The organism is Nonomuraea indica (assembly GCF_002850745.1).
Classification (GTDB): Bacteria; Actinomycetota; Actinomycetes; order Streptosporangiales; family Streptosporangiaceae; genus Nonomuraea; species Nonomuraea indica.
The window spans coordinates 176,203-194,844 of sequence record NZ_KZ559475.1; the positions used below are offsets into that span (position 1 = coordinate 176,203).

General features: G+C 75.2%; 19 protein-coding genes. 6 read left to right on the plus strand and 13 right to left on the minus strand.

What is annotated here, in order from left to right; genetic code table 11:
- Positions 1 to 78: 78 nt before the first annotated feature.
- The 10 genes from CXR44_RS24925 to CXR44_RS39655 all read right to left on the minus strand — a co-directional run bounded on the left by CXR44_RS24925 (position 79) and on the right by CXR44_RS39655 (position 9,916).
- Positions 79 to 2,715: an RNA polymerase sigma factor gene (locus tag CXR44_RS24925; protein WP_101788542.1), complete on the minus strand. Its 2,637-nt coding sequence runs from the start codon at positions 2,713 to 2,715 to the stop codon at positions 79 to 81.
- A 74-nt stretch (positions 2,716 to 2,789) separates the two neighbouring features.
- Positions 2,790 to 3,767: a porphobilinogen synthase gene (hemB, locus tag CXR44_RS24930; RefSeq protein WP_101788543.1), complete on the minus strand. Its 978-nt coding sequence runs from the start codon at positions 3,765 to 3,767 to the stop codon at positions 2,790 to 2,792.
- Between the two features lie 2 nt (positions 3,768 to 3,769).
- Positions 3,770 to 4,570, minus strand: a complete 801-nt coding sequence (locus CXR44_RS24935; protein WP_101788544.1) for an aspartate/glutamate racemase family protein — start codon at positions 4,568 to 4,570, stop codon at positions 3,770 to 3,772.
- A 1-nt stretch (position 4,571) separates the two neighbouring features.
- Complete coding sequence (locus CXR44_RS24940; RefSeq protein WP_101788545.1) at positions 4,572 to 5,747, minus strand: FAD-dependent oxidoreductase; 1,176 nt, start codon at positions 5,745 to 5,747, stop codon at positions 4,572 to 4,574.
- Positions 5,744 to 6,472 carry a maleate cis-trans isomerase family protein gene (locus CXR44_RS24945; RefSeq protein ID WP_101788546.1) on the minus strand — a complete coding sequence of 243 codons (729 nt, stop codon included), beginning with the start codon at positions 6,470 to 6,472 and terminating at the stop codon, positions 5,744 to 5,746. The genes CXR44_RS24940 and CXR44_RS24945 overlap by 4 nt, the downstream gene beginning before the upstream one ends.
- Positions 6,469 to 7,056, minus strand: a complete 588-nt coding sequence (locus CXR44_RS24950) for a hypothetical protein (protein ID WP_101788547.1) — start codon at positions 7,054 to 7,056, stop codon at positions 6,469 to 6,471. The genes CXR44_RS24945 and CXR44_RS24950 overlap by 4 nt, the downstream gene beginning before the upstream one ends.
- Complete coding sequence (locus CXR44_RS24955; RefSeq protein ID WP_101788548.1) at positions 7,056 to 7,280, minus strand: hypothetical protein; 225 nt, start codon at positions 7,278 to 7,280, stop codon at positions 7,056 to 7,058. Before CXR44_RS24955 ends, CXR44_RS24950 begins: the two co-directional genes overlap by 1 nt.
- Before the next feature lie 25 nt (positions 7,281 to 7,305).
- Complete coding sequence (locus tag CXR44_RS24960; protein WP_101788549.1) at positions 7,306 to 7,563, minus strand: hypothetical protein; 258 nt, start codon at positions 7,561 to 7,563, stop codon at positions 7,306 to 7,308.
- A gap of 8 nt (positions 7,564 to 7,571) precedes the next feature.
- Positions 7,572 to 9,161 carry an MFS transporter gene (locus CXR44_RS24965; protein ID WP_180903691.1) on the minus strand — a complete coding sequence of 530 codons (1,590 nt, stop codon included), beginning with the start codon at positions 9,159 to 9,161 and terminating at the stop codon, positions 7,572 to 7,574.
- The gene (locus CXR44_RS39655; RefSeq protein WP_180903692.1) at positions 9,158 to 9,916 is read right to left on the minus strand and encodes a hypothetical protein; all 759 of its coding nucleotides are present in this window, start codon (positions 9,914 to 9,916) and stop codon (positions 9,158 to 9,160) included. The genes CXR44_RS24965 and CXR44_RS39655 overlap by 4 nt, the downstream gene beginning before the upstream one ends.
- Before the next feature lie 228 nt (positions 9,917 to 10,144).
- On the opposite strand from CXR44_RS39655, the gene CXR44_RS24970 reads away from it, so the two are divergent.
- Together CXR44_RS24970 and CXR44_RS24975 are read left to right on the plus strand one after the other, a co-directional pair.
- Positions 10,145 to 11,377: a helix-turn-helix domain-containing protein gene (locus CXR44_RS24970; protein WP_180903693.1), complete on the plus strand. Its 1,233-nt coding sequence runs from the start codon at positions 10,145 to 10,147 to the stop codon at positions 11,375 to 11,377.
- Positions 11,378 to 11,562: 185 nt separating this feature from the next.
- Entirely contained in the window at positions 11,563 to 12,363 is an 801-nt protein-coding gene (locus tag CXR44_RS24975; RefSeq protein WP_245899383.1) for an SAM-dependent methyltransferase, read from the plus strand.
- 36 nt (positions 12,364 to 12,399) lie between these two features.
- Here CXR44_RS24975 and CXR44_RS24980 read toward each other — a convergent pair whose 3' ends face one another.
- A complete protein-coding gene (locus CXR44_RS24980) occupies positions 12,400 to 13,218 on the minus strand; it encodes a DUF4253 domain-containing protein (protein ID WP_101788553.1) in 819 nt (272 codons plus the stop codon).
- A gap of 142 nt (positions 13,219 to 13,360) precedes the next feature.
- On the opposite strand from CXR44_RS24980, the gene CXR44_RS24985 reads away from it, so the two are divergent.
- The 3 genes from CXR44_RS24985 to CXR44_RS41760 are packed head-to-tail and all read left to right on the plus strand — an operon-like array spanning position 13,361 to position 15,632.
- The gene (locus tag CXR44_RS24985) at positions 13,361 to 14,896 is read left to right on the plus strand and encodes a carboxylesterase/lipase family protein (RefSeq protein ID WP_101788554.1); all 1,536 of its coding nucleotides are present in this window, start codon (positions 13,361 to 13,363) and stop codon (positions 14,894 to 14,896) included.
- Between the two features lie 11 nt (positions 14,897 to 14,907).
- Positions 14,908 to 15,513, plus strand: a complete 606-nt coding sequence (locus tag CXR44_RS24990; protein ID WP_101788555.1) for a response regulator transcription factor — start codon at positions 14,908 to 14,910, stop codon at positions 15,511 to 15,513.
- Positions 15,510 to 15,632: a hypothetical protein gene (locus CXR44_RS41760; protein WP_281260298.1), complete on the plus strand. Its 123-nt coding sequence runs from the start codon at positions 15,510 to 15,512 to the stop codon at positions 15,630 to 15,632. The genes CXR44_RS24990 and CXR44_RS41760 overlap by 4 nt, the downstream gene beginning before the upstream one ends.
- Positions 15,633 to 15,681: 49 nt before the next feature.
- On the opposite strand, the gene CXR44_RS24995 is transcribed toward CXR44_RS41760, so the two are convergent.
- Together CXR44_RS24995 and CXR44_RS25000 are read right to left on the minus strand one after the other, a co-directional pair.
- Positions 15,682 to 16,326, minus strand: a complete 645-nt coding sequence (locus CXR44_RS24995) for a TenA family protein (RefSeq protein ID WP_101788556.1) — start codon at positions 16,324 to 16,326, stop codon at positions 15,682 to 15,684.
- A gap of 239 nt (positions 16,327 to 16,565) precedes the next feature.
- A complete protein-coding gene (locus CXR44_RS25000; protein WP_101788557.1) occupies positions 16,566 to 17,681 on the minus strand; it encodes a TIGR03118 family protein in 1,116 nt (371 codons plus the stop codon).
- Positions 17,682 to 17,804: 123 nt separating this feature from the next.
- On the opposite strand from CXR44_RS25000, the gene ppgK reads away from it, so the two are divergent.
- Entirely contained in the window at positions 17,805 to 18,611 is an 807-nt protein-coding gene (gene ppgK, locus CXR44_RS25005; protein ID WP_101788558.1) for a polyphosphate--glucose phosphotransferase, read from the plus strand.
- Positions 18,612 to 18,642: the final 31 nt, after the last annotated feature.

Here is an 18,642-nt window from a genome sequence, read left to right on the forward strand (position 1 = left end):
CCGGCGGTGGGGCGCCGGCCGGGCCGTGCAGCGGTGTGGGCGCGGGCCGGGCCGGTGATGGGCGCGGTCGGCGGCGGATCAGTACCGGCCGCAGTTCGTCCAGGTGCCGCCGCCCTCGTCGCTGAGCATGTACGTGCCCGGGTCCCTGGCGATCGTCCACGTCACCCGCAGCCTGAGCGTCCCGCCGCCCGTCGCGGTGCCCGCCGTGGCGCGGCCGTCGCCCCGGGCGACACCGGTCCAGCGGACGAGGATCGTACCGGTGCGCGTGACGGCGGGGCCGGCGCAGCCGGGGAGCGCGGCCGGCGCCTTCACCCGGAACGTCCGCCCCGACACCACGATGCCGGACGAGCCGCGCGCCGACGTCACGCGGCACGACCCGCCCCTGCAGGCCAGCGCGAACGTGCCGGTGCGGCGGGAGCCGAGCCGGACCGCGGCCTGGGACAGGGACGCCACCGGAGGCCGGGGGCGGGGGAGAGCCTGCCGGGTGGGCCGGGGCTCCCGGTCCTGTCCCGCCTCGTTGCTGGTCATGGCGCCCGGCTCGGCCCGCTTCCGGGAGGCCGGGCTCATGGTCCCCGCCGGCGCCGGGCGTTCCGTGGCCTCGCGGGCGGGCGCCGGGGTGGGGGTCGCCGGGGCCGGGCTCGCGGCGAGGGAGGGTGCGCCGTCCCTTCCGCGTTCGGCGTCCCTGTCCTGCGCGGTGTCCCTGCCGGGCCCGGTGTCCGTCAGGGGCCCGGCGCCGGTACCGGCGTCGGCGGGCGGGGGGACCGCCACCGCAGGGCCGGGCGACGGGCGGTCCTGCGGGGCGGGGGTCACCGCGGGCCCCGGGGCCGACACCTCGTTCATCACCGGCATGCGCTGGCGGGCGTTGAGCCCCGACCAGGCCAGGCCCGCCACCAGGAGGCCGACGCCGACCAGCAGCCCGACGCGGGCCACGGCCCTGACCGTGAGCACGGTGTCCGGGTCCGCGTCGCCGGGGCGGTTGCGCCAGAACTCCTCGCCGCCGTGCAGGTCCACGATCTCGCCGAACTCGGCCCGGCGCGCGCTGGGGAACGGGACGCTCCCGGCCGCCGGAAGGCCTCGCGGCGGCTCGGCCGGACGGGTGCCCAGCGCCCAAGCCGGGGTGTCCGCCTGCCGCGGCACCGGCCGCCGGCCCGGCCCGTTCGCCGCGGGAAGCGCGGAGGGCGGCGCGGGAAGCGCGGAGGGCGGCGCGGCCCGCTCGGGGCGCGGTGAGACGGCCGGCGCGGGACGTGCCGGGCCGGGAGGGGCGGGACGGGGCCGGGGAACTCGCGCGGCGGGCGAGAGGGTGGGCCGCTCCCGGGGCGGGGCGACGGCGAGCTCGTCGCCGGGGATCGGGGCGCTGAGGATCAGGCGGTCCTTGGACGGGGTGCGGGGGGTGCCGGCCACGTGGCGGTCCGTGGGAAGGGCGGTGGGGAGCCGGCGGCCGGCGGGGGGCGGGGGCACCGCCGGGCGGCGCTGGGCGGGAACGGCGGCGGCGCCCGTCCCGCCGGTCCATGGTGGGCCATCGTCCGGGTGGTGCTCCCAGGGCGGGCCACCTTCGGCCCGGCGTGAGGGGTCCCGCTCCTGACCGGCCGGGCCGCTGCTGCTCCGGTCACGAACGGACGCCGCTGGAAGGTTCCGGTATGGCACGCCTCCGCGGTTGCGGCGGACGATGGCCCACTCTGGAGACCGGTCCGGGGACCGGTCGGCACCCGAAACCGCGCCGGCACCGTCACCGGCTCTCGCGCGGCCGCCCGCGCGAGAGCCCGTGAGGGAGCCGGTGGCGGCGTCCTCGCCGGCGGCCGGACCCTGGTCCGGCGGGCCCGGCCGGGCGTGCTTGCTGGTCGGGCGGGGCGCGGCCGGTTCAGGTGTGTGCTCCGGGCCGGCGGCGGCCGCGCCCGCCGCCGGCCCGGAGCTTTCCCAGGTCCCCGTCGTGGGGCCGGGGACCGGAGACAGCGGCGGGGGGACGGGCTCCCGGTGCAGGCCGTGCGCCTGCGCGGGGAACCCGTCCGCCCGCCACAGCCCGTCGTCGCCCGGGAGAGGCAGCGCCCAGGCGAGCTGCTCGTGCAGCGTGCCGGGCGCGGGCGCGATGGGCATCTGCCGCAGAAGCGTGTCCGCCACCATGGTGCGCGGCGCACGCCGGCAGGCGTCACAGTGGGCGATGTGGCGGCTGATCCGCGCGCGGGTACGCCTGCCCGGAGCCGAGGCCCAGTCCGTCACCCGCGACTCCAGCGCCGGGCACCCGTGGCGGGTCCGGGCGGCGATGACGGCCGCGAACCACTCCTCCAGCCCGTCGGCCGCCTCCAGCACGACCGTCTCCACCTCGTCCGGCGTGACATCGAAGATCGCCGCGATCTCGCCGTGCGTCAGCCCGTGCCGTACCGACAGGTCGAGCAGCTCGCGGTGCGGCGCGTCCAGGGCGCGCAGCGCCTCCGGCAGCAGGTCCGACATCCGGCCGGGCCGCGACCACGAGCCGACGCTGGTGGGGGTGGACAGGTAGGTGCGGTGCGCGCGGGCCAGCGCGTACAGCCAGGGGCGCAGGAGCGAGCTCTGGTCGACTCGGTCGGCTCGGGCGTGCGCCGACAGCAGGGCCCCCGCCACGGCCAGCTCGGCGTCGCTCGACGAGAGCTCCGTCCGGCAGTAGTCGTAGAGATGGGGACCGTAGCCGTCGCACAGCTCGCGGACGGCCTCGCGAGCGTCCTCCGACAGCGTGCGCCACATCCGAGTCGCCTCTCCTCCCGTGGTTTCCGGCGCGCCCGTGCGCGGTGGCCGGGCGCGGTGGTCAGGGGTGGTGCTCAGCGGAGCAGGTGCTCGGCGACCTCCGTCGCCCAGTACGTGACGACGCTGCCCGCCCCCGCCCGGCGGATCGCGGTGAGGCTCTCCAGGATGGCGCGCTCGCGCGCCAGCCAGCCGTTCGCCACGGCCGCCTCGATCGCCGCGTACTCACCCGACACCTGGTACGCCGCCACCGGGACGTTGACGGCGTCGGCGACCCGGCGCACCACGTCCAGGTACAGGCCGGCCGGCTTGACCATCACCATGTCCGCCCCCTCCTCCACGTCGAGCAGCACCTCGCGCAGCGACTCGCGCAGGTTCGCGGGGTCCTGCTGGTGGGTGGAGCGGGTGCCGACCAGCCGCGACTCCACCGCGTCACGGAACGGGCCGTAGAAGGCGGAGTCGTACTTGGCGGCGTAGGCGAGGATCGGCACGCGCTCGTGCCCGGCGGCGTCGAGGGCGCGGCGGATGGCGCCGACCTGACCGTCCATCATCCCGCTGGGCGCCACCACGTGGGCGCCGGCGGCGGCCTGCGCCTCGGCGACCCGGGCGTAGGCCTGGAGCGTGGCGTCGTTGTCGACGTCGCCGTCCGGGCCGAGGATGCCGACGTGGCCGTGCCGGGTGTACTCGTCGAGGTTGATGTCGCCGATCACCACGGTGGCGTCGCCCACCTCGGCGGCGACGTCGGCGATGGCGAGCTGGGTGATGCCGTCGGGGGCCCACGCGCCGCGTCCGTCGGCGTCCTTGGCCTCCGGGATGCCGAAGATCAGCAGCCCGCCGACGCCGGCCCGCACGGCCGCGGCGGCGGCCTTGCGCACGCTGTCGCGCGTGTGCTGGACCTGGCCGGGCATGCAGGCGATCGGGCGCGGCTCGTCGATGCCCTCGCGGACGAACAGTGGCTGGATCAGGTCGGCGGGGTGCAGGCGGGTCTCGGCGACCAGGCCGCGCAGGGCGGAGGTGCGCCGCAGGCGGCGGGGACGTTCTGCGGGAAAACTCACGGCTAGCCTCCGATGACCTTGCCGAGCAGGACGCGCTCGGCGTGTTCGACGGCGGCGGCGGGGGGACGCCGCAGCCAGTAACCGGCCGTGCTGCGCGCCGTGATGTGCAGCGCGCGCAGCTCGCACAGATGCTCGGCCGTCTTGATCGCCAGCCCGCCGGGGTCGATGACCGGCAGGCCGTGCAGCTCGTGGACGCGCAGGTGGACGAGGATGACGTTCGGGATGCCCTCGGCGGGCACCAGCCACTGCGCCCCCGCCTCGGCGGCGCGCAGGGCGGCCTGGGTGTAGGCGTCGAGGAACGGCTCGAAGTCGCCGTCCAGGGCCCGCTCGACGACCGCCCGGCCGTCCTCGACGACCTGGTAGGAGGCCAGGTCGGCGCCGGCGGCGCGGATGTTGTCGGTGATCGGCTCCCTCAGGTGGCCGATGAAGCCGAGCACGCCCAGCCGGTGCCGCTCCATCCGGGCGGCCTGCCAGACGGCGTCGCCGTACCCGACGACGGGGATCGACACGCGGGTGCGGGCCGCCGCCAGGCCGGGGTCCTGCCCGGCGCCGCTGATCCAGGCGGCGCAGCCGTCCCGCTCGGCCTGCACGGCCGTCCGGGCGAAGTAGTGGCCGAACAGCAGCCCGATCTCCCCGTAACCGACCAGGTGCTCGGGCAGCGCGGTGCCGTACGTCTCGGGCGGCAGCGTGTGGACCTCCACGGTCGTGCCCGGGCCGGTGACCATGGCCAGGTGCTCGGCGTACATCTTGTCCAGAAGTGCCGAACGGCCCTCGACGGTGTGCTTCTGGAACCAGATCCGCATGTCAGCGATTCCTTACCGCTTGGGGGAGGGTGTCGAGCATGGACGCCTGCGCCAGGTAGACGCGGGTGGCCCCCGGGTCACCGGCGATGGCCCGCAGTCCCGCCATCGCCGCGGCCAGGCGGGAGGTGTCGCGGTCCTGCACGCCGGCCACGCGCGCCTCGCTGCGCGGGATGACCTGGTCGAGCAGGACGGCCCGCCGCCGCGCCGCCCAGGTGTCGAGCGCGCCGGGCCCCGCCTCGCCGGCCAGCACCTCGGCGAGGGCCCGGCCCAGCTCGACGGCGTCGTGGATGCCGGCGTTCATGTTCAGCCCGCCGGCGGTGGAGGTCAGGTGCGCGGCGTCGCCGGCGAACAGGACCCGGCCGCACCGGTAGGAGGGCAGCACGCCGCGGGCCAGGCCGTACCGGTCGGCGCCGACGACGCGGACCGGGCGGCTGACGCCGGGCAGCGCCCGCCGGACGAGCGCGGCGACGCTGGAGGTGGCCAGGGGGTTGCGGGCGTCGCACGGGATGCGCACGACGATCCGCCAGTGGTCGGGCAGCGCGAGCAGGCTGCACGACTGTCCGACGTCGCGCACGTACGTGAGCGGCGCGAGCCGCGGCAGCAGCTCGTCCAGCGGCGAGTCGGTGAAGACCCGCAGCGCCTGGGTCGGGTAGGCGACGCGGTGGAACGGCAGGCCGAGCGAGCTGCGCACCGTGCTGTGCGCGCCGTCGGCGGCGACCACGTACCTGGCCCTGGCCCAGCTGCGGCCCATCCGGATCCGCACCCCGGTGCCGCCCTCGGCCAGGCCGTCCACCCGCGTCCCGAACCGCACGTCGGCCTCCGGGAAGGCCTCCAGCGCCGACAGCAGCAGCGGGGTGAGCGCCGACTGCTCGGCGTGCAGCCGGAACGGGTGCCGGGTCAGCCCGTCGAGGCTGCCCATCCCCATCTCGGCCAGCACGAGCCCGGCCCGGTCGCGCCACTGGACGCGGTCCACCACCCGGCCGCGGGCGATGAGCGGCCCGGCGACACCCAGGTCGTCGAGCAGGTCGAGCGTGGCCGGGTGGAACGTGGAGGCGCGCGACTGCGAGCCGAGCCCCTCCTCCCGCTCGAACACGGTGACCGGCACGCCGGCCCTGGCCAGCGTGAGCGCCGCCGTCAGCCCGACGGGCCCGGCACCGACCACGATGACGCCCTTCATGTCCGCTGCCCCTGCGCCGCCGGCCGGTACGGAACCCGGCCCAGCCCGATCGGCATGCCCGTCACCCGGGACAGCGCCCACCACGCGCTGCACAGGTTCGAGGTGAGCAGGACCCGGTCGTTCCCCGCGCCGATCGAGACCAGCGCGGGCAGCGTCAGCATGCCGGTGCCGCTGATCAGCACCACCGCGTCGTCCGGCAGGGCCGCCTGCTCGACCTGCTCGACCAGCTCGGCCTGGGTGACCTTGTACGGGGCGAACCGGCCGCGGGCCCGCACCTCGACCACCCGCCCGACGTGCACGCCCGCCGCCTTCCAGAACCGCTCGGCCAGCTCCGTCAGCCACGGCTCGTACGGCGAGACGAGGATGATCTCCTCGGCGCCCAGATGCTCGATGGCCTCCAGCGTGGCCAGCGTCGCCGTGGCGAACGGCACGCCGAACCTCCTGCTCAGCTCGTCGCAGGCGAGGCGGTCCTCGTCGGGGCCGAGCAGGTAGCGCGAGCCGCTGCACGCCGAGACGATCGCGTCGAGGCGCAGGCCGCCGAACGAGCAGATCATCGCGGGCAGGGCCTCGTTGTAGGCCTCCAGCCGCTCGGCGAGCGTCAGGCCGGGCCGTACCGGGAAGCGGGTGACATGCATGTCGGCGCGGGAGCCCAGCAGCCGGGCCAGCTCCGGCTCGGCCGCCGGGTTGGCCGGGGGCACGATCACGCCCGCCCTGCCGCGGCTCATGCGGTCCTCCCCTTCCGCGGCTCCGGCCGGGCGCGCCGGTCTCCGCCCGGGGCGCCCGGCGCGTCGAGGGCGAACAGGGCGCGCATCGCGTCGGCGTAGCTCTCGCCGAGCGGGGAGCCGGCGTTGCTGGTGAGCCGTGTGATGGGGCAGGCCAGGAACTCGTCCACCACCCGCTGGATCGCCAGCCGGACCTCGTCGCGCGCCTCCTCGTCCAGGGCGGGCGCCCGGGAGGCGAGCCGGCCCAGCTCGGCGTCGGCGACGGCGTCCGCCCTGCGCCGCAGCGCGACCACGACCGTGCGCGCCCCGGAGGCCGCCGTGCGCAGCCGCGACGCCGCCCGCCAGGCCCCGGCCGGGACCGCCTGGGCGCCCGGCGCGCCGTGCGGGTCCGGGGCCCGGCGGCGCGCCCCGAGCGTCGTCACCGGGGTCCTCGGCGTCGCGGTGCGGGCCGCCGGGAGGGGGACCGGCACCGTGCCGATCCGCGCCGTTCCGGCGGCGCCGATCGGGACCGGGCGGACCGGGACCGGGGCGTCGTCCCGGCCGCGGTCGTCCGGCAGGACCGGCGTGGGGGCGAGGGTGGCGGTCATCAGCAACCCGACCAAGCCGCTGCCCAGAAGGCCGCCTCCCGCCGGGCGGCCTCGTCCTCGGCGGTGGTGTCGTGCCGGGCGCCGTCACGCTCGCCGACGTGGAGCAGCACGCCGGTGCGCTCGGCGCCGAGCAGGTCCACCGCGGCCCCGATCACGGTGTCGGCGAACTCCCGCCGCTGGTCGGCGGCGACGTCGTCCGGGCAATCGACCTTGATGGTGACCATGGTCTCCTCCTGCGATGGGGGGTTGTCAGGACGCGTGCTCGAGCACCTGGTCGATCACGCTGATCGCCTGGTCGGACACCAGCCGGATGTGGTGCAGCCGGTGCACGGTCCGCTCGGGGGCGGGCTCCCCGGGGCGCTCGCCGGGCTGCGCCCCGGTGAACTCGCGGGCGGCCTCGATCCGGTCGCGGAGGGCGCCGGCAGGGGGAGGCGGCAGGCGCCGCTCGCCACGCGAGGTGACCTCGTAGGGGTGCGGGTACGGCCTGCGGACATCGTCGGCGATCATGACAACTCCTAGTTCTGGACGGCCCTATGTGGGGCCAGGTCGCGCGTGCCGAAGCGGGCGAGCTCCTCCTCGGCCTCGTCGCGCACCTGGACGAAACTGGCGCGGAGCTCGGTGAGGAGCCGCCGCAGCATGATGTTCTCGGCCTCCACCTCGCGCCGGGACATGCGCGCGGCCCGGCGGCGTGGCCGCCCGGCGACCCGCATCAGGGCCACGGTGCCGAGCACCAGGGCCACGACGAGGCAGCCGACCAGCACCGAGGCAAAGCCCGGCAGCGGCCCGTCGAGCACCGGCTGGTCGACCAGCGCCGAGGCGCCGGCCACGCCGAGCGCGCCGCCGAGCATGCGGGCGGTGTTGATCGCGCCGACCGCGGAGGCGTACTGGGTGGGATGGGCGGCCATCGTGCCGACCGTGAACGTGCCGGTGGACAGGGCGCCGAACCCGCCGCCGAGCAGCAGCGCCGCCAGCACCGTCCACCAGGTGGGGTAGGGGTGGGCGAGCATGAGGGCGCAGCCGCCGCCGAGCGCGAGCGCGCCGGCGTAGATGACGCCGTTGAGGCCGATGCGCCGGCCGGCCAGCATCGCCAGCGGACTGGAGACGATCATCGCGATCGAGATGGGCGTCAGCCAGAGCCCGATGGTGACCGGGTCGAAGCCTGAGGTGCGCAGGTACAGCGGCCCCATGGTGAGCACCACGAACGACGCGGCGCCGTACAGCAGCGACGCGCCGCCCGCCCACAGGAAGCCGGGGCGCCGCCACAGCCGCATGTCGATCGCGCCGGCCGCGTGCCGCCACGAGGTGGCGACGGCGCCGGCCAGCAGCAGCCCGGCCACCGCCGCGCAGGCCAGCGTCCGCCCGGACGTCCAGCCCCAGGTGCCGCCCCGGGAGACCGCGAGCACGAGCGCCGTGATGGCGCCGACCAGCAGCACCGTGCCGAACACGTCGGGCACGCGGCGGGCCGTGTCGCGGGAGCGGGGCAGCATCGGGGTGAGCATCAGCAGCGCGGCCGCCAGGCCGGCGCTGGGCAGGAACAGCCCCCGCCAGCCGTACTCGGCCACCAGCAGCCCGCCGCCGGCCTGCAGCGTCAGCGCGCCGATCCCCGACGACGCGCTCCACAGCGCCACGGCCCCGGCCCGCTTGTTCGCGGGCAGCTCGCCCAGCAGCAGGCCGAGCGAGGCGGGGAACATCAGCGCCGCGCCGACGCCCTGGGCCAGCCGGCCGCCCAGCAGCAGCGGCCACGACGTGGTCGCGATGACCGCCGCCGCGCCGAGCCCGTACAGGGCCAGCCCGAAGGCGAGCACGGTGCGCCGGCCGAGCAGGTCGGCGAAGCGTCCGGCGGTGGCCAGCAGCGCGGCCACGGCGGCGAAGTTGACCGTGCTCACCCAGGTGACCTCGGTCATCGGCAGGGAGGCGGCGATCGGGTCGCTGCCGAGCACGGGGATGGCCAGCGTCGTCGCCGTGCTGTCCGCCATGATCGCGATGACCACGCCACAGGCGATCAGGCGGAGCACGGCGAAACGTCCCCGGACCTGGGTCCGTGGCCGCGCCACGGGCCCCATGAACGGTCCGGCGACTCGCTCGCCGACGGGGGACAGCGTCATCGCGGCGTCTCCGCGAGGTCTCTGCGGGCGACGGTGACGGGGTCGGGGCGGGGGACCTCGGGACGGTTGGGCACGCTGGCCGCCACCATCCGCTCGGTCAGCCCGGTGTACCGGCCGGGCACCCGGGCCCAGGGCTGTGCCCGCCCGCCGACCAGCGACATGACGACCTGCGCCGCCAGGGTCAGGTGCTCCGCGCAGCGGCGGCTCACCTTGGCCTCCAGCCCGGCGACCTGGGCCAGGCGCAGCCGCAGCGACTCCAGGGAGGCGGTCCGCTCCAGGCCGTCCAGCTCGGCGAGCCGGTCGGGCCAGCGCAGCTCGCGGCCCAGCCGGGCGCGGACCTCCGTGGCGATCTGGTCGTCGGGGCAGTTCTCCTGGCGCAGCCGCGTGCCGATGGCGAAGGCCGTGCGGGCGGTGCGCCCGTAGTCGGCGAGCCGGCCGGACAGCGCCGCGTCGAGCACGCGCACCCGGTGGACGAGCAGTTCGGCGCTCCAGCCGAGCACCATGAGGCGCTCGGGGCTGACCTCGGTGTGCCAGCCGGCCAGCCGCAGTTCGCGGGCCATCCGGTGGTAGTGCACCCACCGGTCGCCGTTGCCGTCCACCCACACCTCCACGCCGCCGAGCGGCAGGTTGGCGACGTGGACGCGCTTGGTGTCGGGAACCACGCGGGCGCAGATGCGCTGGATCACCCGGTCCGGCGCCAGCACGGCCCTGGGCCGCCTGGCGAACCAGGAACCGTTCTGGGTTTCGACGGTCACCTCCGGCCACCTCCTCGCCGGCGACTCTCCAGAACCGTCCGGCTGTCAAGTCTCACTTTCCACGTGTCGCACTGATAGTGACGTCGTGCCCGAAGGTGTGTCAACTGGTACTTTTCAAAGGGTATGGACGACCGGCGGGCGGCCCGCCCGCCGGACCCGGGCGCGACACACGCGCGCCCGGCCTCCCCTACGCTGGTGGCCCTTGACGGGCGCGGCAGGAGGTGCGAGGTGGCGAACTTCGCCGAGCGACTGGACCTGGCGCTGAGAAGGCGCGGCTTCAGCGGCGCCCAGGTGGCGGCCGAGCTGACCGAGGCGGGCATCCCGATCACCCGGGCCTACGTCAGCCAGCTGCGCACGGGCAAGCAGACCAACCCGACGCTCCAGGTGCTGCGCGCCCTCGCCGCCTGCCTCCAGGTCAGCGTGGGCTGGCTGGTGGGGGAGGAGCGCCTGGAGTCGGGCGCCGCCGACGACCCGAGCCCGGAGGGGCTCGCGGGGCTGTCCGAGGGCTCACGTGAGGTGGTGCGCGGCGTGATCGAGCTGGCCCGCAGGGCCGAGGGCCTGGCCGAGCCGGCCACGACGGAGCCCGCCGGCGAGCCTGTCGTGCCGGCGCCCGCGCTCGCCGCGCCCCAGCGCGCGGCGCTCGGCGAGCGGCTGCGCGGCCTGCGGCTGGCCGCCGGACTGTCGGCGGAGCGGGCCGAGGCCGCCCTCGGGCGGGGCGCCGTCCGGATCGAGGCCGTCGAGGCGGGCCGCGCCGCGCCGCCGCCCGCCACCGTGGAACGCCTGCTCGACGTGTACGGCGTGGCCGCGCTGCCGGTCCGCGAGCACGTGCTGTCGCTGGCGCGCGGCGAGCGCGAGCCCGCCTGGTGGGACGCCGGCTCCGTCCCCGTCTGGCTGGCCACCACCTACGCGCTGGAGCAGCGCGCCTCGGTCATCCGCACCTATCATCCGCAGGTGGTGCCGCCGCTGCTGCAGACGGAGGACTACGCGCGGGCCGCGATCACCGTGGCCGGCCTCGACACGCTCGGCCAGGACTCCCTGGATGCCGCCGTCCGGCTCGTCCTGGCCCGCCAGGAGATGGTGGCCGAGGGGCGCGGCCCCGTCGTGTGGGCGATCATCGACGAGGGCGTGCTGCTGCGCGTGATCGCCGAGCCGCACGTCCACCTCGCCCAGCTCGACGCCCTCATCGCGCACGCCAAGCGGCCCAACGTCTCGCTGCACGTGGTCCCCATGCGGGATCCCGCCTATCTGCCGCGCACGGGGCCGTTCACGCTGTGGCGTTTTCCGGAGGCGTTCGAGCCCGACATCGCCTGCGCCCACGCCGTGGAGGCCGACGAACTGATCACCGATCCGGCCGCCGTCGAGGCCTATCACCAGGCCTTCGCCAAGCTCTCGGTCACCACGACCACGCGCGACGAGACGCTCGAACTGCTGAACACATACCGTGACGGCCTCGGCCGGTGATGATCAGCGATAACGCGGTAACAGATATTTCCCCATTCCGTTTCGCTCCAATGGGTTGTTTTGTTGGGACATTTGGCTCATTTTTAACTTGGTCTGCCGAGTAGGGGTCGAGGCCGGAACTTCCCGATAGAGGTTTGTCGGAGGGAAGGGGCGATACGCAAATGCGTCAACGTGCCATCCGAAATTTGGCCAAGCTGAACACGACCCAGGCGCGTATCACCCGTATGCTCGACGCGGCCGCGGGAGGCAAGAACAACTTCGTCGCCGACCGCGAGGCGGTGCGCCGCTACGACGAGGCCGCCCCCGTCACGACCGAGGCGGCGCGGGCCGTGCTCGGCTTCCTGGCACGGGTGGTCAGGCACCTCGCGATCCGCGGCGTCGACCAGTTCCTCGTCATCGGCAGCGGCGTGCCCAGCGGCCTGCCCGCCGGCCGCCAGCTCCACGACCTGGCCCGCCAGGCGCCCGGCCGCCCCGACGCCCGGGTGCTGTACGTGGAGAACGACCCGATGGTGCTGGCCAACGCCCAGGCCACCATCGAGCCGGTCACCGACCTCGTGCGGGTGGTCGACGGGGACGCCGCCGAGATCGAGGACCTGCTCGCCGACCGCGTCGTGCGGACCTTCATCGACTGGGACCGGCCCGTGGGCATGATCCTGGTCTCCACGCACGGCCTCGACGACGAGGAGGCGCGGCACGCGGTCAAGTGCCTCGGCCACGCCGCCGCCCCCGGCAGCTACCTCGCCCTGCTGCAGACCACGTTCGACGGGATACCGCCGGAGCTGCTGCCCGCCGTCGAGGACCTGCTGGCGATGACCCTGCCCGGCCACGTCGTCCGCGGCCGCGACGCGTTCGCCGCGCTGCTGGAGGGCCTCGACCTCGTGGACCCCGGACTGGTGTGGGTCAGCGAGTGGCGGCCCGACGCGACCGCCGGCTCCAGCCCGCCCGCCGTCTGCGGCAACTACGGAGCCCTCGCGCGGATCCTGTGACGGCCGCGCCGGCGTACGGGCCGACCCGGAGCCCCGTCAGTCCCACCAGAACGACCAGGTGTGCCGCCCGATGATCTGCTCCGCGTAGCCGCGCAGGTCACCCGGCCCCTGCACGACGTTGTCCGGGCAGAACGTCCAGTGCTCGGCGGCCACGTGCAGCGCGTGCTCGGCGTCCACCGGAGGCGCGGCCACGCTCAGCTCCAGGGTGTTGAAGCCGACGCACACCACCCGCGCGCCGAACCGCTCCTCCCAGCTGCGCACCACCGCCGCCAGCGGCACCATCCACTCGTTGTGGTGCAGCGCCCCCTGCCAGCCCATCACCGCCAGCGCGTCGGCGCCGCGGCGGGCCGCCACCAGACCGAGCGGCATGCCCCGGGCGGCGAGCTGGTCGGCGCACCAGTCGGCGACCTCGCCGGGGTCGGCCTTCGGCACCCCCGGAGCCGCCAGGCCGGGACAGAACGCCCCGTAGGGGTCGAGCTCCTCCAACGCGCCGGACGGCATCTGCGCCACCCACTCCTGCCACACCTCGGCCATGAACCCCTCGGCCGTGAAGTGGTCGATCTGCGCCGCCTCGTCCGGCACCACCTGACCGATCGACCACGGCTGCGCCGACTCGTCGAGCAGCACCGGCCACAGGCCGCTGCCGGCGTGCTCGGCGCGGAAGCGCGCCCACTCCCGGCCGGTCACCGGGACCTCGCTCATCCAGAACGCCGGCCGGGCCGGCTCGCCCTGCCCGGTGTAGCCGGCGTCGGGCCAGACGACGTCGCCCGGCGGGAGGGCGGCCCTGAGCGCCCGCCCCCTGCCGCCGTCGGCGAACAGCTGGCACAGCTCCTGCGGCAGCCGGTGATCGTTCATGCCCTACCGTTCCGATCTGGACCCGTCGGGGAGATGGTAATGCCGAGCACCGACACGCCCTCGGGGGCCAGGACATTTGTCCCACGCGATCCCGGATCCATGAACCTTCTGCCGGAGCAAGGCGGTCCGGGACCGTGGAGTCATGAAAATCTTCCTGGCCACGGCCGTGCTGCTCGCCGGATGCGCCACCGGCGCCGGGAGCCCGGCCGCTCGACCGGACACCGCGGACCCCGCGGTCGTCACGACGGACAAAGGCGCGGTGCGGGGCACCGTGACCCGGACCCACCGCCTGTTCCAGGGCATCCGCTACGCCACCGCCGGCCGCTGGGAGGCGCCCCGTCCCACCCCCTCCTGGCGGGGCGTCAAGGACGCCAAGCAGCCCGGCGCCCTGTGCCCGCAGGTCGGAGCCGAGTACGCCGACACCCGCAGCGAGGAGGAGGACTGCCTCTTCCTCAACGTCACCACGCCCGCCGGCCCCGCCACCGGCGGCCGCCGCCCGGTGATGGTGTGGATCCACGGCGACGGCGCCGTGGGCGGCGGCCACTTCTCCGACGCCGGTGAGCTGGCGGCCCGGGGCGCGGTCGTCGTCACCGTCAACTACCGGCTGGGCGTCTTCAACGGCTTCGGGTACCCCGGCCTGCGCGACCCCGGCACGTACGGACTGCAGGACCAGCAGGAGGCGCTGCGCTGGGTGCGCCGCAACGCGGCGGCCTTCGGCGGCGACCCCGGCAACGTGACCCTCTTCGGCGTCTCCTTCGGCGGCCTGGCGATCAACGCCCACCTGACCGCGCCCGCGTCCAAGGGCCTGTTCCACCGGGCGATCCTGCAGAGCTCCCCGGGCATGCTCGACATGCCGGCCGGCAGCATGGTGCCCGGCCTGCCCGCCATGGACTCCTTCGGGTACCGGACGGGAGCCGAGGTCACCGCCATGGGACAGCTGTTCGCCAAGCAACTCGGCTGCGCCGACCTGGCCTGCCTGCGCGCCCTGCCGGTGAAGAAGATCCTGGAGGTGCCGCAGATCATGAACGCCTTCCAGGTGTACGCCCACGGCGGCGGCGTGCTGCCCGACCGGCCCGACCGGGCGCTGCGCGCCGGGCGCTTCCACCGGGTGCCGGTGCTGGCCGGCGCCACCAGGGACGAGCACCGCATCTTCGTCGGGATGACCTACGACGTGCAGGAGAAGAAGCCCGACTATCCCGCGCTGGTGCGCACCGCGTTCGGCCGCGAGGCCGCGGCCGTGCTCCGCAGGTACCCCGTCAAGGCGTACGGGTCGCCGAGCCTCGCCTGGGCCGCCGTGCTGACCGACCGCATGTGGGCCCGCGGCACCCATGAGCAGAACACCCTGCTCGCCCGGCACGTCCCCGTCTACGGCTACGAGTTCGCCGACCGCGAGGCGCCGATGTTCCTGCCCTTCGAGACCGACTTCGACTGGGGCGCCTACCACGCGGGCGACCTGCCGTACCTCTTCCCCGAGCCGAAGGCCGTCTTCACGCCCGCGCAGCGCGAGCTGGCGGGACGGATGGCCGGCTACTGGACCAACTTCGCCCGCACCGGTGATCCCAACGGCCCCGGACTGCCCGCCTGGCCGCGCGTCGCGAAGGGCACGCTGTCGCTGGCCCCGGACGCGATCCGGCCGATCGACTACGCTGCCGAGCACCGGCTGGGCTTCTGGAAGTAGGCACGCACCCCGTGATCAGGATCATGATCGCCGAGGACCAGGGCATGATGCGCGACGCCCTGGCCCTCCTCCTCGGGCTGGAGGACGACCTGGAGATCGTCGCCCGGGTGCCGTCGGGCGACGCGATCGTGCCGGCCGCGCTGGAGCACCGGCCCGACGCGGCGCTGCTCGACATCGAGCTGCCCGGCCGCAGCGGTCTCGACGTGCTGCCGGAGCTGCTGGCCGCGCTGCCGGAGTGCGCGGTGCTGATCCTGACGACGTTCGCCAGGCCCGGCTACCTGCGGCGGGCGATGGAGGCGGGGGCCGCGGGGTTCCTGGTCAAGGACGGGCCGGTCGAGGAGCTGGCGGCGGCCGTGCGGCGGGCGGTGGCGGGGGAGCGGGTCGTCGACCCGGCCCTGGCCGCCGCCGCGCTGCACGCCGGCCCCAGCCCGCTGACCCCCCGCGAGCGCGACGTGCTGGCGGCGGCGCTCGACGGGTCCACGATCGCCGACATGGCGGCCCGGCTGCACCTGTCGGAGAGCACGGTGCGCAACCACCTGTCCTCCGCCATCGGCAAGACCCACACCCGCAACAGGATCGAAGCGGCGCGCCTGGCACGCCACAAGGGGTGGCTGTGACCCCTTCCGACGCGGTGCTCCGCGATCGCGACGGCGTCCTGCGCCGGTTCGACCGCGTCTACGAGATCGCCGCCGAGCGGGACCGCACCGCGGCCGACCTCGCGGCCGTGCTGCCCTGACCCGGCCTGCTAAGCCGACCGCGCGGCCGTGCTGCCCTGACCCGGCCTGCTAACCGGCGGCCATGTCGAAGAAGCGCCGCTCCAGCTCGACCGCGCGGGCGAACACGCCGAGCACCTCCCGGCGGCGCGGCTCGTCCATGCCGGCGCCCAGCCGGTCCAGCTCGCCGCGCAGGAACCGCACCCAGCCCCGGAACTCCACCCCGTCATGCAGCTCGATCCACTCGCGGTGCACGAAGCTCTCGGGCAGCGGCTCCACGGCCCGCGACGCCCACCCGAGGTAGGTCCACTCCGCAACGCACAGCACCGCGACGATCAGCGCGTAGTCCTGCGAGGCCCGCGCCTCGTCCATGAGCCGCCGGAAGTCCGCCGTCACCGGCTCGGGCGCCACCTCGGCGCGCCCGCCGAGCTCCGCCAGCGCCCGGTGGAAGTACGTCTTCTCCTCGGTCGTCGCCACCTGGCCGAGGAAGCGGCCGAACGGCACCCGCGCCTCGAAGGAGTCGGCGCAGGCCACGGCCGCCCCGAGCAGGGCGGTGAAGGAGTCGACGAACTGGAAGTCCTGCTCCAGGTAGCGCCGCATCGCGTCGTCGGGCACCGTGCCGTCGTTGATCGCCATCGCGAAGGGATGGGTCACCACGCCGGTCCACTCGTCCGCGCACTGCTCACGCAGCCAGTCGCTGAAGGGTCGCTCGCTCACCCGGCCACTGTAGAGGATCTCCGTCCGGCGCCCGTGGCGGGCCTGGCCTGCGGCATGGCCTGGCTTGTGGCATGGCCTGGCTTGTCGTGTGGCCTGGCTTGCGGTCCGGCCTGGCTTGCGGTCCGGCCTGGCTTGTGGTGCGGCCTGGGTTGTGGTGTGGCGCGGGTTGCGGTGCGGCCGGGTTTCCGGCACGGCCGCGCCGACCGTACCGGAAACGTCGGTGCCCGCGCCGGGAGCCGTCAGTAGCCGCCGTACGGTGATCCGCTCGACGACCTGGCGGGCGAGGTCGGCGAGGCGGAGGGCGAGGAGGACGGCGAGGCCGCCCGCGAGCCGCCCGATCCGGCCGGCCTGATCAGTCCCAGCAGGCCGTGCTTGCCGCCGTCGCTGCCGGCCGCGAACCACAGCGCGTCGTCGCCGCCGTTCTCCGCGGTGCCCACCTCCAGGTCCCACAGGCCGGGCAGCCTGATGGGACGGCCGTCCGGGCCGCGCAGCGCGCCCAGGTGGCGGCCCTGCCGGTAGGCGTGGACGGTGCCGTCGCCGAAGTTGCCGACCAGCAGCGCCCCGGCGTACGCGCCCCGCGGCGCGGCGGTGATCGCCCACGGTGCGTTGAGCCCGGTGCGCGCGATGCGGCCGGTCAGCCGGCCCTCGCCGTTGAAGCGGCTGACGAACCCCTTGCCGGCGCCCGGGACCGACTTGCCGGTCCGCGGGTCGCGCAGCGCGTACGCCACCCAGATGTTGCCGTTGGCGACCGCGACGTTGAACGGCGAGTAGTTCGACGGGAGCTCGGGGTCGCGGAACTGCCAGCGCTTGAGGCGCATCCGCTCGAAGTCGGAGTTCCAGGCGTGGATCCGCCCGCCCGCGAAGTCGGCGGCCAGCAGGTAGTCCTGGTCCTCGGTCTGCACGAGGGCGAGGCCCTTGTAGTCGGCGCCCCGGGTGAACGCCGCGATCACCGCGTTCTTCGGGTCGGCCTCGGCGTTCCAGCCGGTGATCGCCCCGCTGGGGCTGGCGAAGATGAACGTGGCGGGCTTGCCCTTGACGGTGAACCCCTCGGTGGGGTTGTGCACCTGCCCGGTCGGCGCGCCGCCCGGGATGGCGACCTCCGTCCGCTCCTTCCTGCCGGTGCCGGAGTACACGGTGGCGGTGCCGGTGCCCGTGCCGGACACCCACAGCGTCTTGCCCATGGCCAGCCCCCACGGGTTGACCAGCTTGGAGTCGGTGACCGGGGCCCTGCCCCTGACGTCGGAGACCAGGTTCACGACCTCGTACCGGGGCCGCGGGGTGGCGTGTGCGGGGGTGGCGAGCGTGGCGCCCAGAACGACCCCAACAGCGCAGAGTGTGATGATGCGTGGCCGCATCCTTGCCTCCTTGTTAGCGCTTGTGACGCGAGATACGCGGGAGCCGGGTCGCCAGGTTCAGTTAAGGTCCGGAAATATCGGCCGATACGTTTCTTGCGGGCCGTCTGCGGGAGAGGAACGGACATGAATGTGCTGGGAATCGACATCGGAGGCTCCGGGATCAAAGGGGCGCCCGTCGACACGACGACGGGACGGCTCGTCGCCGAGCGCCACCGCATTCCCACGCCGCAGCCGGCCGGGCCGGGTCCCGTCGCCGAGGTGGTCCGCGCGCTGGCCGCCCACTTCTCGTGGACGGGTCCGGTGGGGGTGACCTTTCCCGGGGTCGTGCGCGACGGCGTGGTCATGACGGCGGCGAACGTCGACCGCTCGTGGATCGGCGTGGACGCGGGCGAGCTGTTCGGCGGCGCCGCGGTGCTCAACGACGCCGACGCGGCCGGCATCGCCGAGATGACGTTCGGCGAGGGCAGAGGCCGGCGCGGCACCGTGCTCATGCTGACGTTCGGCACGGGCATCGGCAGCGCCCTCTTCGTGGACGGCGTCCTCGTGCCCAACACCGAGTTCGGCCATCTGGAGCTGCACGGCAAGGAGGCCGAGCACCGCGCCTCCGACCGGGCCCGCGAGGAGCACGACCTGAGCTGGGAGAAGTGGGCCGAGCGGGTGGAGGAGTACCTCCGGCACATGGAGATGCTGCTGTCGCCCGCGCTGATCGTGGTTGGCGGCGGCGTCAGCAAGAAGGCGGCCAAGTGGCTGCCGCACATCCGCCTCGACACGCCCGTCGTGCCGGCCGCGCTGCAGAACGAGGCGGGCATCATCGGCGCCGCCCAGACAGCCGCCCAGATAGCCGCCCAGGCGGGCGGCGGCCGGGCGGGCGTCCGGACGGCCGCTGGGGCCGGCCCAGGCGCTCCGGCGCAGTCGCCGGGCGACCGCTGACCTGCAAGATCGAAAAAGTCGTCCCGGAGGG

What these genes read in the sequence shown, in the direction of transcription:
- CXR44_RS24985 (WP_101788554.1), top strand. Translation starts at nt 13,361, where the DNA reads ATGAAAATCTTCCTGGCCACGGCCGTGCTGCTCGCCGGATGCGCCACC.
- CXR44_RS24965 (WP_180903691.1), bottom strand. Translation starts at nt 9,161, where the DNA reads ATGACGCTGTCCCCCGTCGGCGAGCGAGTCGCCGGACCGTTCATGGGG.
- CXR44_RS24950 (WP_101788547.1), bottom strand. Translation starts at nt 7,056, where the DNA reads ATGACCGCCACCCTCGCCCCCACGCCGGTCCTGCCGGACGACCGCGGC.
- CXR44_RS24935 (WP_101788544.1), bottom strand. Translation starts at nt 4,570, where the DNA reads ATGCGGATCTGGTTCCAGAAGCACACCGTCGAGGGCCGTTCGGCACTT.
- CXR44_RS24925 (WP_101788542.1), bottom strand. Translation starts at nt 2,715, where the DNA reads ATGTGGCGCACGCTGTCGGAGGACGCTCGCGAGGCCGTCCGCGAGCTG.
- CXR44_RS24955 (WP_101788548.1), bottom strand. Translation starts at nt 7,280, where the DNA reads ATGGTCACCATCAAGGTCGATTGCCCGGACGACGTCGCCGCCGACCAG.
- ppgK (WP_101788558.1), top strand. Translation starts at nt 17,805, where the DNA reads ATGAATGTGCTGGGAATCGACATCGGAGGCTCCGGGATCAAAGGGGCG.
- CXR44_RS25000 (WP_101788557.1), bottom strand. Translation starts at nt 17,681, where the DNA reads ATGCGGCCACGCATCATCACACTCTGCGCTGTTGGGGTCGTTCTGGGC.
- CXR44_RS24940 (WP_101788545.1), bottom strand. Translation starts at nt 5,747, where the DNA reads ATGAAGGGCGTCATCGTGGTCGGTGCCGGGCCCGTCGGGCTGACGGCG.
- CXR44_RS24980 (WP_101788553.1), bottom strand. Translation starts at nt 13,218, where the DNA reads ATGAACGATCACCGGCTGCCGCAGGAGCTGTGCCAGCTGTTCGCCGAC.
- CXR44_RS24960 (WP_101788549.1), bottom strand. Translation starts at nt 7,563, where the DNA reads ATGATCGCCGACGATGTCCGCAGGCCGTACCCGCACCCCTACGAGGTC.
- CXR44_RS24945 (WP_101788546.1), bottom strand. Translation starts at nt 6,472, where the DNA reads ATGAGCCGCGGCAGGGCGGGCGTGATCGTGCCCCCGGCCAACCCGGCG.